The organism is Pseudacidovorax sp. DMC4 (genome assembly GCF_056314265.1).
Window position 1 is genome coordinate 82,345 of sequence record NZ_JBQUYR010000002.1, and the last position, 12,953, is coordinate 95,297.

Consider the following 12,953-nt stretch of genomic DNA (forward strand, 5'->3'; position numbering starts at 1 on the left):
CGCGTGCCGACTTTGCACGCCGGGCGGATGGGGCTCGGCGCTATGCTGCGCCCCAGCCCGACTTCCCTCACGCCCCATGGCTTCCGCTCCTGCCGTTCCCGTGCCCCAGGGCGCCTCCGCTTCCGCCCAACCCGCCGGCCCGGCGCTCATGGTGGCGGCGCTCGGCGTGGTGTTCGGCGATATCGGCACCTCGCCCCTCTATGCCTTCAAGGAGACGCTGAACTCGGAGCACGGCGTGGCCTTCACCACGGGGGCCGTGCTGGGCCTTCTGTCGCTGATCTTCTGGGGCCTGATGGTGGTGGTGACGCTCAAGTACGTGGTCTTCGTGCTGCGGGCGGACCACGACGGCGAAGGCGGCATCCTGGCGCTGCAGGCCCTGGCCCGCCATGCGGCTGGCTCGCCCGACCGGCGGGGGCGCACGCATCCCGCCATGGTGACGGCCACCATCGGCCTGGGCTTGCTGGGCGCCGCCATGTTCTATGGCGACAGCCTGATCACGCCGGCCATCTCGGTGCTGTCCGCGGTGGAGGGCCTGGAAGTGCAGGCACCCGCGCTGCAGCGCTGGGTGATCCCGCTCACGCTGGTGATCCTGGTGCTGCTGTTCATGGTGCAGCGGCGCGGCACAGGGGCGGTGGGCAAGGTGTTCGGGCCGGTGATGCTGCTGTGGTTCGGCACACTCGGCGTCAGCGGGGCGATGCAGGTGATCGAGCAGCCCGCCGTGCTGGAGGCGCTGGACCCGCGCCATGCAGTGCGCTTCCTGGTCGAGCACCGGGCCCAGTCTCTGGCCGTGCTGGGTGCGGTGTTCCTGGCCTTCACCGGCGGCGAAGCGCTGTACGCCGACATGGGCCACTTCGGCGCGCGGCCGATCCGGCTCGCATGGCTGCTGATCGCGCTGCCGGCCCTGGTGCTCAACTACTTCGGCCAGGGCGCGCTGGTGCTGGCCGATCCACAGGCGGTGGACAACCCCTTCTTCCGGCTCTTCCCGTCCTGGGCGCTGCTGCCGGTCGTGGGCCTGGCGGCCATGGCCACCGTGATCGCCTCGCAGGCCGTGATCTCCGGCGCCTTCTCGCTGACGGCGCAGGCGATGCGACTGGGTTACCTGCCGCGCATGCGCGTCGTGCAGACCTCCGGCGAATCCATCGGGCAGGTCTACGTGCCGGTGATCAACTGGCTGCTGATGGTGGGCGTGCTGCTGCTGGTGCTGGGCTTCCGCAGCTCGAGCGCGCTGTCGGCCGCCTACGGCATCGCCGTGTCGATCACCATGGTCACCACCACGCTGCTGGCCGGGCTGGTGGCCTGGCGGCTGTGGCACTGGAACCGCGTGGCGGTGCTCCTGGGCGTCATCGTCTTCGTGGGGGTGGATCTGGCCTTCGTCGTGGCCAACACGCTCAAGGTGGCCGACGGCGGCTGGCTGACGCTGGCCGTGGCGGTGGTGGCGATGGTGCTGTTCAGCACCTGGGCCAAGGGCGTGCGGCTGACGCGCGCCGAACTGGTGGCCGAATTGATTCCGCTGCCGGATTTCGTCGACTCGCTGGTGCTGGAGATGCCCTTCCGTGCGCGCGGCACGGCCGTCTTCCTCACGGCCGATGCGCTGTCGGTGCCTCATGCCCTGCTGCACAACCTGCACCACAACCAGGTGTTGCACGAGCAGGTCTTCGTGATGCAGATGCTGGCCTGCGAGACGCCGCGCGTGCCGGCGCGCGAGCGCATCGAGGCGCAGAACCTGGGCCACGGCATCTGGGCCGTGAAGGTGCGCTACGGCTTCATGGAGCCGCCGAACGTCCCGGAGTTCGTGCGCATGCTGGCCTACCAGAAGGGGCTGGCGGTGGAGTCGATGGCCACCTCGTACTTCATCTCCCGCGCCTCGCTGGGCCGGCGGCGGCTGCCGGCGTTCAGCGGCATGCGGCAGGCGTTGTTCAGCTGGCTGCAGCGCAACGCGGGCCGCGCCTCGGACTATTTCCATCTGCCGGAGAACCGGCTGGTGGAAATGGGCCAGCGCCTCTAGCGCCTTTCCTTTCGCCCCGCTCGACTGAACGTCGCCCGCGCGGTCGGCCGGACGCTGCGCGTTGCGTCGGTGCGATTGACAGCCCGAAGGCCCTTCCCCGAAGATTGCTGACTCGTCGGTCATTAATTGTGACCGGTGCCTCAACCCGTTGTTCCGCCGCCGCTCACGGCCGGCGCCAGGCCATGCCTCATACGACTACCAACCGGGCTCCGCGGAGCCTCGTGCAGGGATTACTCGCGCTCTGCGCCTTTGCGGCCCTCCTGGCGGGCTGCTCGCGCCAGCCGGCCCAGGAGGAACCCGTGCGCGCCGTCAAGCTGATGACGGTGGCGGTCACCCCCTTTGCGAGCGAGCCCGAATTCGCCGGCGAGGTGCGCGCGCAGGTCGAATCGCGCCTGGGCTTCCGGGTCGGCGGCAAGGTGCTGCGGCGGCAGGCCGAGCTGGGCCAGCGGGTGAAGGCGGGCCAGGTGCTGGCGGAGCTGGATCCGCGCGATCTGCGCCTCTCGGTCGAGGCGGCCCAGGCCCAGGCCAGCGCCGCGCGCACGCAGCGCGACCTGGCCGAGGCCGACCTGGCCCGCTACCGCGAGCTGCGGGCCAGGAACTTCATCAGCGCCGCCGAGATGGAACGGCGCGAGGCCAGCTTCAAGTCCGCCCAGGCGCAGTTCGACCAGTCGCGGGCGCAGCTGAGCGCGCAGGGCAACCAAGCCGGCTATGCCATGCTGACGGCCGATGCGCCGGGCGTCGTGACCTCGGTCGATGCCGAGCCGGGCCAGGTGGTGGCGGCCGGCACGTCCGTGGTGCGCGTGGCGCTGGATGGTCCGCGCGATGTCGTCTTCGCCGTGCCGGAGGACCGTGCGCCGCAGGTGCGCATCGGTTCCGCCGTGGCGGTGCGCGGCTGGTCGCCCGGCACCGAGACGCTCGAAGGCCGCGTGCGCGAAGTGGCCGCCAGCGCCGACCCCGTCACCCGCACCTACACCGTGAAGGTGGCGGTCGACGCCGCGCAGGCGCCGGCGCTGGGCGCCACCGTCTATGCCAAGCCGCGCGCGCTGTCGCTGGCCGGCACGCCGGTCATCAAGCTGCCGACCAGCGCGCTGCGCCAGGAGGGGCAGGGCTCGGCGGTGTGGGTACTGGATCCGGCCAGCATGACGGTGAAGTCGCAGGCGGTGGAGATCGCCACCGCCGACGGCAACGAGGCGGTGATCGCCAAGGGCCTGGCGCCCGGCATGCAGGTGGTCACGGCCGGGGTGCATGTGCTCGCGCCGGGGCAGAAGGTGACGGTCTACCGGGACCGCTATGCGGCACAGGACCCCGGCGCCACCAGCGCGCCTGCGGCAGCCGCGGCCCCGGCCGCTTCACCGGCCGCTTCACCGGCCCCGGCCGCCAGCGGGGCCCGCTGATGTCCGCCGCGCCGTCCGAGAAGCCTTCAGGCTTCAACCTCTCCGCCTGGGCGCTGGACCACGCGCCGCTCACTCGCTACCTGATGGTGGTGCTGATGGTGCTGGGCTTCGCGGCCTACTTCCAGCTGGGGCAGGACGAGGACCCGCCCTTCACCTTCCGCGCCATGGTCGTGCGCACCTATTGGCCCGGCGCCACCGCGCAGCAGGTGGCCGAGCAGGTCACCGACAAGATCGAGCGGACGCTGCAGGAAGTGCCCTATGCCGACAAGATCCGCAGCTACTCCAAGCCTGGCGAGTCGCAGGTCGTCTTCGAGCTGAAGGACGCGGCCCGTCCATCGGAGGTGCCGCAGGTCTGGTACACGGTGCGCAAGAAGATCGGCGACATGCGCTACACGCTGCCCGGCAACATCCAGGGGCCGTTCTTCAACGACGACTTCGGCGACGTGTACGGCGTGATCTACGCGCTGCGGGGTCAGGGCTTCAGCCCGGCCGAACTCAAGACCGTGGCCGACGACCTGCGCCTGCGCCTGCTGCGTGTGAAGGATGTCGCCAAGGTCGAGCAGTTCGGCGTGCAGGATGAGAAGGTCTTCGTCGAGGTCTCGCAGAAGCGGCTGGCCCAGATGGGTCTGGACCTCAATGCCGTGCTGCAACAGCTCGGCGCCCAGAACGCGGTGGAGAGCGCGGGCACCATCCGATCGCCGCAGGACGTGCTGCAGGTGCGCGTCGGCGGCCAGTTCACCGACCTCGACCAATTGAGAGCCATGCCGATCCGTGGCAGCTCGGGCAACCAGCTGCGCCTCGGCGACATCGCGCGCGTGGAGCGCGGCTATGTCGATCCGCCCAGCGTCAAGGTGCACTACCAGGGCGATCCGGTGATCGGGTTGGGCATCTCGATGATGAAGGGCGGCGACATCATCGCGCTGGGCAAGGCGCTGCAAGAGACGGTCGCCCAGGTCAACACTCAACTGCCCGCCGGCATGCGGCTCGATCAAGTGCAGGACCAGCCCGCCACCGTGGCCACCTCGGTCAACGAGTTCGTCAAGGTGCTGATCGAGGCGGTGGTCATCGTGCTGGGCGTGAGCTTCATCGCGCTGGGACTGCACAAGGGCGGACGCTTCGGCTGGCACATCGACTGGCGGCCCGGCCTGGTGGTGGGTATCACCATTCCGCTGGTGCTGTCGGTCACCTTCCTGGCGATGGACTACTTCGGCATCGGGCTGCACAAGATCTCGCTGGGCTCGCTGATCATCGCCCTGGGCCTTCTGGTGGACGACGCCATCATCGCGGTGGAGATGATGGTGCGCAAGATGGAGGAGGGCTACGACAAGCGCCGTGCCGCCACCTTCGCCTACGACGTGACGGCCATGCCGATGCTCACCGGCACGTTGATCACGGCGGCGGGCTTCCTGCCCATCGGCATCGCCAAGTCGACGACGGGCGAATACACCTTCGCGATCTTCGCGGTGACGGTCATCGCGCTGCTGCTGTCGTGGATCGTGTCGGTGTACTTCGTCCCCTACCTCGGCACGCTGCTGCTCAAGGTCAAACCGCACGACCCCGACGCGCCTCCGCACGAGCTCTTCGACACGCCTTTCTACAACCGCTTCCGCATTGCGGTGGGCTGGTGCGTCAACCACCGCTGGATCACCATCGGCGCCACGCTGGCCGTGCTGGCGCTTGGCATTCTGGGCATGACGCGGGTGCAGCAGCAGTTCTTTCCCGACTCGAACCGGCCGGAGATCATGGTCGACGCCTGGTTTCCCGAAGGCACCGCCTTCGAGGCCAACGAGGCCGTGGTCAAGCGGCTGGAGCGGCGCCTGATGGAGCAGGAAGGCGTGCAGAGCGTGGCCACCTGGATCGGCTCGGGCGCGCCGCGCTTCTACCTGCCGCTGGACCAGACCTTTCCGCAGAGCAACGTCTCCCAGTTCATCGTGCTGACCAAGGACCTGAAGGCCCGCGACGCCGTGCGCCGCCAGCTGCCGACCCTGCTGGCGCAGGAGTTTCCGGAAGTACGTGGCCGCGTGAAGCTGCTGGCGAGCGGGCCGCCCGTGCCCTATCCGGTGCAGTTCCGCGTGGTGGGCGACGATCCAGCCACGCTGCGGCGCTTGGCCGACGAGGTCAAGGCCGAGGTCCGCACCAACCCGTCCATGGTGGGCGTCAACGACAACTGGAACGAGTCCATCAAGTCCATCCGCATGGACGTGGACCAGGCCAAGGCGCGCGCCCTGGGCGTGACCAGCCAGTCCATCGCCCAGGCCTCGCGCGGGATCTACACCGGCAACCCGATCGGCCAGTACCGCGAGCAGGACAAGCTGATCGACATCGTGCTGCGCCAAGCCCGTGAGGAGCGCGATGCCATCTCCGACCTGACGGATGCGTACGTGACGACTGCCGCTGGCCGTTCGATCCCGCTGCTGCAGATCGCCCAGCCGCATTTCGCGTGGGAGCCGGGCGTGATCTGGCGCTGGAACCGCGCCTATGCCGTCACCGTGCAGGGCGACGTGGTGGACGGCATGCAGGGCGCGACTGTCACCCAGCAGCTGCTGCCCGCGCTGCGCGCGCTGGAGGCGAAGTGGCAGGCCCGCGGCGAGCCGCCGGTGCGTATCGAGGTGGCCGGTGCGGTGGAGGAGAGCAGCAAGGGGTCGGCCTCGATCATGGCGGGCATTCCCATCATGCTGTTCGCCGTATTCACGCTGCTGATGCTGCAGCTTCACAGCTTCAGCCGGGCGCTGCTGGTGTTCCTGACGGGTCCGATGGGCATCGCGGGCGTGGCCGCGGCGCTGCTGCTGCTGGACCGGCCTTTCGGCTTCGTCGCCATGCTGGGCGTCATCGCACTGATGGGGATGATCCAGCGCAACTCGGTGATCCTGATCGACCAGATCGAGCTGGACCGCGCGGCCGGCGTGCCTTCGCGCCGCGCCATCGTCGAGTCGGCGGTACGGCGGCTGCGACCGATCGTGCTGACGGCGGCGGCAGCCGTGCTGGCGATGATCCCGCTGTCGCGCAGTGTGTTCTGGGGGCCGATGGCGGTCGCCATCATGGGTGGGCTGATCGTGGCGACGGCGCTGACGCTGCTGGCGTTGCCGGCCATGTATGCGGCCTGGTTCCGCATCGGCCACGACGACGCCGTGGCGCCGTCGGAACCGGACACACCGGCCGCTCCTGCGGCTGCCCATTAGGGACTTGAGCAAGGCCGAAAGCGCATTCGAACCCGATTAGAATGCGCGATTGACCAATTTCAGGCAGGCGGTGCGTGGCGGGTGATCCCCACTGCCGTCGGTGGCACCTAATCCGGTGCTCCATGCCTCTAGTTTGTTGTCAGGGCGGCCCTGCCTTCGCGGCGAGGTCGCCCTGTTCATCATCCACCATCGGCTGAAAAGTCCGGAGCTGCGCGGGTGGCGAAATTGGTAGACGCACCAGGTTTAGGTCCTGACGCCAGCAATGGTGTGGGGGTTCGAGTCCCCCCCCGCGCACCAGCATCCTTCATTTGGAAGAGATTCACACCATGACCGTGAACGTTGAAACCCTCGAGAAGCTCGAGCGCAAGATCACCCTGACGCTCCCCGTGGAGACGATCCAGGCGGAAGTCGATTCGCGGCTCAAGCGGCTGGCCCGCACCGTCAAGATGGACGGCTTCCGTCCGGGCAAGGTGCCCATGAGCGTCGTGGCCCAGCGCTACGGCTACTCGGTGCAGTACGAGGTGATGAACGACAAGGTCGGCCAGGCCTTCTCGCAGGCCGCCAACGAGGCCAAGCTGCGCGTCGCCGGCCAGCCCACCATCACCGAAAAAGAAGGTGCGCCCGAGGGCCAGGTGGCCTTCGACGCCGTCTTCGAGGTGTACCCCGAGGTCAAGATCGGCGAGCTGGCCGAGGCCGAGGTCGAGCGCGTGTCCACCGAAGTCACCGACGAGGCCATCGACCGCACCGTCGACATCCTGCGCAAGCAGCGCCGCACCTTTGGCCTGCGCTCGCAGGACAGCGCCGCCGCCGACGGCGACCGCGTGACGGTCGACTTCGAAGGCAAGATCGACGGCGAGCCCTTCCAGGGCGGCAAGGCCGAGGACTTCCAGTTCATCGTCGGCGAAGGCCAGATGCTCAAGGAGTTCGAAGATGCCGTGCGCGGCATGAAGGTGGGCGACAGCCGCACCTTCCCGCTGGCCTTTCCGGCCGACTACCACGGCAAGGACGTGGCCGGCAAGCAGGCCGACTTCATGGTCACCGTCAAGAAGATCGAGGCTGCCAACCTGCCCGAGATCGACGAGGCCTTCACCAAGTCCCTCGGCATCGGCGAAGGCACGGTCGAGGCGTTGCGCGACGACATCCGCAAGAACCTCGAGCGCGAAGTCAAGTTCCGCCTGCTGGCGCGCAACAAGACGGCCGTGATGGACGCGCTGCTGGCCAAGTCCGAGCTGGACCTGCCCAAGTCGGTGGTCCAGTCCGAGATCGACCGCATGGTCGAAGGTGCCCGCGCCGAGCTCAAGCAGCGCGGCATCAAGGACGCCGACAAGGCCCCGATCCCCGCCGACGTGTTCCGTCCGCAGGCCGAGCGCCGCGTGCGCCTGGGCCTGGTGGTGGCCGAGCTGGTGCGTGCCAACAGCCTCGAAGCCAAGCCCGAGCAGATCAAGGCCCACATCGAAGAGCTGGCCTCCAGCTACGAGAAGCCGGCCGACGTGGTGCGCTGGTACTACGGTGACAACCGCCGCCTGGCCGAGGTCGAGGCCGTGGTCATCGAGAACAACGTGACCGAATTCGTCCTGGGCAAGGCCAAGGTCAGCGACAAGGCCGTCGGCTTCGACGAGCTGATGCAGCAGCAAGGTTGATTGCCTTCTGATCGTTCCTTCGTGGGGCTTGTGCCGTGCGGCACAGGCCCCATTTGCTTTCCAGCACCGGCTTCGCAGGCGGCAATGTCCGCCGCCTGAAGCCCGGCATGCGGCGCAGTACAGTTGCGCCATCTTTTGCGGAGAAACCCAATGAGTGCACAGGAAACCCAAGCCCTCGGCCTGATCCCGATGGTCATCGAGCAGTCGGGCCGTGGCGAGCGGTCCTTCGACATCTACTCGCGCCTGCTCAAGGAGCGCGTCGTGTTCCTGGTGGGCGAGGTCAACGACCAGACCGCCAATTTGGTGGTCGCGCAGTTGCTGTTCCTGGAGAGCGAGAACCCCGACAAGGACATTTCGCTGTACATCAACTCGCCGGGCGGCAGCGTGACGGCCGGCATGTCGATCTACGACACCATGCAGTTCATCAAGCCCGACGTGTCGACCATGTGCCTGGGCTTCGCGGCCAGCATGGGCGCCTTCCTGCTGGCGGCCGGGGCGCCGGGCAAGCGCTACTCGCTGCCCAACTCCAAGGTCATGATCCACCAGGTGCTGGGCGGCGCCCGTGGCCAGGCGACGGACATCGAGATCCAGGCGCGCGACATCCTGCGTACCAAGGACCAGATGAACCGCATCCTGTCCGAGCGCACGGGTCAGCCCTTGGAAAAGATCAAGAACGACACCGAGCGCGACTACTACATGACCGCCGACGAGGCCAAGGACTACGGCATCGTCGATCAGGTCATCTCGCGGCGCGGCTGATGCGGGCGCACCGGCGGCAATGCCGGTGTCCGTCCTAGGAAAAACGGCGTTTTTCCCTGCGGAAAACGCCGTTTTTCCTTTCGCTATCATTGGTTCATTACTGTTTTGGGCATCCGTTCATGGCCGAGAAAAAAGGCTCTTCCAGCGAGAAAACGCTTTATTGCTCCTTCTGCGGCAAGAGCCAGCACGAGGTCAAGAAGCTGATCGCCGGCCCTTCCGTTTTCATCTGCGACGAGTGCATCGACCTGTGCAATGAAATCATCCGCGACGAACTGCCCGCCGGCGGCGATGCGCGGGAACAGGGACGCGGCGACTTGCCGACCCCGACCGAGATCAAGGGCAACCTCGACAACTACGTGATCGGCCAGGAGGCGGCCAAGCGCATGCTGGCGGTGGCGGTCTACAACCACTACAAGCGTCTCAAGCACAAGGAACGGGCCAAGGGCGAGGACGTCGAGCTGTCCAAGAGCAACATCCTGCTGATCGGCCCCACCGGCTCGGGCAAGACGTTGCTGGCCCAGACGCTCGCGCGCCAGCTGGACGTGCCGTTCGTCATGGCGGACGCCACCACGCTGACCGAGGCGGGCTACGTGGGCGAGGACGTCGAGAACATCATCCAGAAGCTGCTGCAGAGCTGCAATTACGACGTCGAACGCGCCCAGCGCGGCATCGTCTACATCGACGAGATCGACAAGATCTCGCGCAAGTCCGACAACCCGAGCATCACCCGCGACGTGTCGGGCGAGGGCGTTCAACAGGCGCTGCTCAAGCTGATTGAAGGCACCATGGCCAGCGTGCCGCCGCAGGGCGGACGCAAGCACCCCAATCAGGATTTCCTGCAGATCGACACCACCAACATCCTGTTCATATGCGGTGGCGCCTTCGCGGGGCTGGAAAAGGTGATCGAGGCGCGTACCGAAGCCTCGGGCATCGGCTTCGGCGCGCTGGTGCGCAGCAAGCAGCAGCGCAGCCTGACCCAGGTGTTCAGCGAGGTGGAGCCGGAAGACCTGATCAAGTTCGGCATCATTCCGGAGCTGGTCGGCCGTCTGCCGGTGGTGGCTTCGCTGGCCGAGCTGAGCGAAGACGCGCTGGTGCAGATCCTGACCGAGCCACGCAATGCCGTCGTCAAGCAGTTCTCCAAGCTGCTGCAGATGGAAGGCGTGGAGCTGGAAGTGCGGCCCGCCGCCCTTCGTGCGGTGGCGCGTAAGGCGCTGGCGCGCAAGACCGGCGCCCGTGGCCTGCGCTCCATCCTTGAAGGTGCCCTGATCGACACCATGTTCGATCTTCCCACGGCGTCCAACGTGGAAAAGGTGGTGGTCGACGAGTCGACCATCGAAGAAAACAAGGCGCCGCTTCTCGTCTATCGCGAGGCGGCCAAGAAGGCCTGAAGAGGAACACCATGTCCGGTCACATTCCCCTGCCGTCCGATCCCATCGATCTGCCGCTGCTACCGCTGCGCGATGTGGTGGTGTTCCCTCACATGGTCATCCCACTGTTCGTGGGCCGGCCCAAGAGCATCAAGGCGCTCGAGCTTGCCATGGAGGCCGAGCGCCGCATCATGCTGGTCGCGCAGAAGGCTGCCGCCAAGGACGAGCCCTCGGTCGACGACATGTTCGAGGTGGGTTGCGTCTCGACCATCCTGCAAATGCTGAAGCTGCCGGACGGCACCGTGAAGGTGCTGGTCGAAGGCCAGCAGCGCGCCCGCGTGGCGCGCATCGAAGACAGCCAGACGCATTTCTCGGCCAATGTGGTGCCGCTTGAAGCGGCCGGTGCTGCGGGTACCGAGGTCGAGGCGCTGCGCCGCGCGGTGATGCAGCAGTTCGACCAGTACGTCAAGCTGAACAAGAAGATCCCGCCCGAGATCCTCACGTCCATCGCCAGCATCGACGATGCCGGCCGCCTGGCCGACACCATCGCCGCTCACCTGCCGCTCAAGCTCGACAACAAGCAGGCCGTGCTGGACCTGTCGAACGTGCAGCAGCGGCTGGAAAGCCTGTTCTCGCAGCTGGAGCGCGAGGTCGACATCCTCAACGTCGACAAGAAGATTCGCAGCCGCGTGAAGCGGCAGATGGAGAAGAACCAGCGCGACTTCTATCTGAACGAGCAGGTCAAGGCCATCCAGAAGGAACTGGGCGAGGGCGAGGACGGCGCGGACATCGAGGAGATCGAAAAGAAGATCATCGCCGCCAAGATGCCCAAGGACGCCCGCAAGAAGGCGGACGCCGAGCTCAAGAAGCTCAAGCTCATGTCGCCCATGTCGGCCGAGGCGACGGTGGTGCGCAACTACATCGATGTGCTGGTCGGCCTGCCCTGGAGCAAGAAGACCAAGATCAAGCACGATCTGGCGAACGCCGAGACGGTGCTCAATGAGGACCACTATGGCCTCGAGAAGGTCAAGGACCGGATCCTCGAATATCTTGCGGTCCAGCAGCGCGTGGAAAAGGTCAAGGCGCCCATCCTGTGTCTCGTCGGCCCACCGGGCGTCGGCAAGACTTCCCTGGGGCAATCCATCGCCAAGGCGACGGGCCGGAAGTACGTGCGCATGGCGCTCGGCGGCATGCGCGACGAGGCCGAGATCCGCGGTCACCGACGCACCTACATCGGCGCGCTGCCGGGCAAGGTGCTGCAAAGCCTGAACAAGGTGGGCACGCGCAATCCGCTGTTCCTGCTGGACGAGATCGACAAGCTGGGCACGGACTTCCGTGGCGATCCGTCGTCGGCCCTGCTGGAGGTGCTCGATCCCGAGCAGAACCACACCTTCGGCGACCACTACGTCGAGGTCGATTTCGACCTGTCGGACGTGATGTTCGTCGCGACGTCGAACTCGATGAACATCCCGCCGGCGCTGCTGGACCGGATGGAAGTGATCCGCCTGTCGGGCTACACCGAGGACGAGAAGACCAGCATCGCCCTGAAGTACCTGCTGCCCAAGCAGATGGGCAACAACGGCGTGAAGGACGATGAGCTGCTGGTGACCGAGGACGCGGTGCGCGACATCGTGCGCTACTACACCCGCGAGGCCGGCGTACGTTCGCTGGAGCGCGAGCTCTCCAAGATCTGCCGCAAGGTGGTCAAGGGGCTACTGCTCAAGAAGCTGACGCCGAAGGTGACCGTGGACAGCGAGAACCTCCACGAATTCCTGGGTGTGCGCAAGTACAGCTTCGGTCGTGCCGAGCAGCAGAACCAGGTGGGCCAGGTGGTCGGGCTGGCGTGGACGGAGGTGGGCGGCGACCTGCTGACCATCGAAGTGGCCACGGTGCCGGGCAAGGGCGTCATCACCCGTACCGGCTCGCTGGGCGACGTGATGAAGGAGTCGGTCGAGGCGGCGCGCACCGTGGTGCGCAGCCGCGCTCGTCGCCTGGGCATCAAGGATGAGCTCTTCGAGAAGAAGGACATCCACATCCACGTGCCCGATGGCGCGACGCCCAAGGACGGCCCGAGCGCTGGTATTGCGATGACGACGGCGCTTGTTTCGGCGTTGACAGGTATCCCGGTGCGCAGCGACGTGGCCATGACTGGCGAGATCACCCTGCGTGGCGAGGTCACGGCCATCGGCGGTCTGAAGGAAAAGCTGTTGGCGGCTCTGCGCGGAGGCATCAAGACCGTGCTGATCCCCGAGGAGAACGCCAAGGATCTGCAGGACATCCCCGAGAACGTGAAGAACGGCCTCGAGATCGTGCCGGTCAAGTGGATCGACAAGGTGCTTGAAGTGGCGCTCGAAAAGCAACCCAAGCCGCTGTCGGAAGAAGAGGTGGCGGCTTCCGCCGCCGCCATGGCCGAGCTGTCCAAGCAGCGCGCCGGCGAGCCGCGCACCGAAGGGTCGATCAAGCATTGAAGAATTTCGGGTCGGCGCTTGCGCTGGCCCGAAAAAGAGCCCTATAATCTAAGGCTCGGTTCTGCGGGAATAGCTCAGTTGGTAGAGCGCAACCTTGCCAAGGTTGAGGTCGACGGTTCGAGACCGTTTTCCCGCTCCAGT

At 66.7% G+C, this 12,953-nt stretch carries 7 protein-coding genes and 2 tRNA genes; all 9 read left to right on the forward strand.

Going from position 1 to position 12,953, the window contains the following annotated elements:
* Nucleotides 1–76 precede the first annotated feature (76 nt).
* The 9 genes from ACT54X_RS04030 (at nucleotide 77) to ACT54X_RS04070 (ending at nucleotide 12,951) form a co-directional block, all read left to right on the forward strand.
* Nucleotides 77–2,005 carry a potassium transporter Kup gene (locus ACT54X_RS04030; RefSeq protein WP_476345172.1) on the forward strand — a complete coding sequence of 643 codons (1,929 nt, stop codon included), beginning with the start codon at nucleotides 77–79 and terminating at the stop codon, nucleotides 2,003–2,005.
* Nucleotides 2,006–2,187: 182 nt separating this feature from the next.
* Complete coding sequence (locus tag ACT54X_RS04035; RefSeq protein WP_476345174.1) at nucleotides 2,188–3,399, forward strand: efflux RND transporter periplasmic adaptor subunit; 1,212 nt, start codon at nucleotides 2,188–2,190, stop codon at nucleotides 3,397–3,399.
* A complete protein-coding gene (locus ACT54X_RS04040) occupies nucleotides 3,399–6,578 on the forward strand; it encodes an efflux RND transporter permease subunit (RefSeq protein WP_476345176.1) in 3,180 nt (1,059 codons plus the stop codon). The genes ACT54X_RS04035 and ACT54X_RS04040 overlap by 1 nt, the downstream gene beginning before the upstream one ends.
* A 210-nt stretch (nucleotides 6,579–6,788) precedes the next feature.
* A tRNA-Leu gene (locus tag ACT54X_RS04045) sits at nucleotides 6,789–6,875 on the forward strand.
* 29 nt (nucleotides 6,876–6,904) lie between these two features.
* The gene (gene tig, locus ACT54X_RS04050; protein WP_294373131.1) at nucleotides 6,905–8,218 is read left to right on the forward strand and encodes a trigger factor; all 1,314 of its coding nucleotides are present in this window, start codon (nucleotides 6,905–6,907) and stop codon (nucleotides 8,216–8,218) included.
* Nucleotides 8,219–8,368: 150 nt separating this feature from the next.
* Nucleotides 8,369–8,977, forward strand: coding sequence for an ATP-dependent Clp endopeptidase proteolytic subunit ClpP (gene clpP / locus ACT54X_RS04055; protein ID WP_476345178.1), 609 nt, complete (start codon nucleotides 8,369–8,371; stop codon nucleotides 8,975–8,977).
* 119 nt (nucleotides 8,978–9,096) lie between these two features.
* Complete coding sequence (gene clpX / locus ACT54X_RS04060; protein WP_294373134.1) at nucleotides 9,097–10,365, forward strand: ATP-dependent Clp protease ATP-binding subunit ClpX; 1,269 nt, start codon at nucleotides 9,097–9,099, stop codon at nucleotides 10,363–10,365.
* 11 nt (nucleotides 10,366–10,376) lie between these two features.
* Nucleotides 10,377–12,812 carry an endopeptidase La gene (lon, locus tag ACT54X_RS04065; RefSeq protein ID WP_294373135.1) on the forward strand — a complete coding sequence of 812 codons (2,436 nt, stop codon included), beginning with the start codon at nucleotides 10,377–10,379 and terminating at the stop codon, nucleotides 12,810–12,812.
* 63 nt (nucleotides 12,813–12,875) lie between these two features.
* Nucleotides 12,876–12,951: transfer RNA gene (locus tag ACT54X_RS04070), tRNA-Gly, on the forward strand.
* The last annotated feature ends 2 nt before the right edge of the window (nucleotides 12,952–12,953 follow it).

Bases quoted from the DNA above. Each gene is read 5' to 3' on its own strand.
- lon (WP_294373135.1), top strand. From the start codon at position 10,377: ATGTCCGGTCACATTCCCCTGCCGTCCGATCCCATCGATCTGCCGCTG.
- clpX (WP_294373134.1), top strand. From the start codon at position 9,097: ATGGCCGAGAAAAAAGGCTCTTCCAGCGAGAAAACGCTTTATTGCTCC.
- tig (WP_294373131.1), top strand. From the start codon at position 6,905: ATGACCGTGAACGTTGAAACCCTCGAGAAGCTCGAGCGCAAGATCACC.
- ACT54X_RS04040 (WP_476345176.1), top strand. From the start codon at position 3,399: ATGTCCGCCGCGCCGTCCGAGAAGCCTTCAGGCTTCAACCTCTCCGCC.
- ACT54X_RS04035 (WP_476345174.1), top strand. From the start codon at position 2,188: ATGCCTCATACGACTACCAACCGGGCTCCGCGGAGCCTCGTGCAGGGA.
- clpP (WP_476345178.1), top strand. From the start codon at position 8,369: ATGAGTGCACAGGAAACCCAAGCCCTCGGCCTGATCCCGATGGTCATC.
- ACT54X_RS04030 (WP_476345172.1), top strand. From the start codon at position 77: ATGGCTTCCGCTCCTGCCGTTCCCGTGCCCCAGGGCGCCTCCGCTTCC.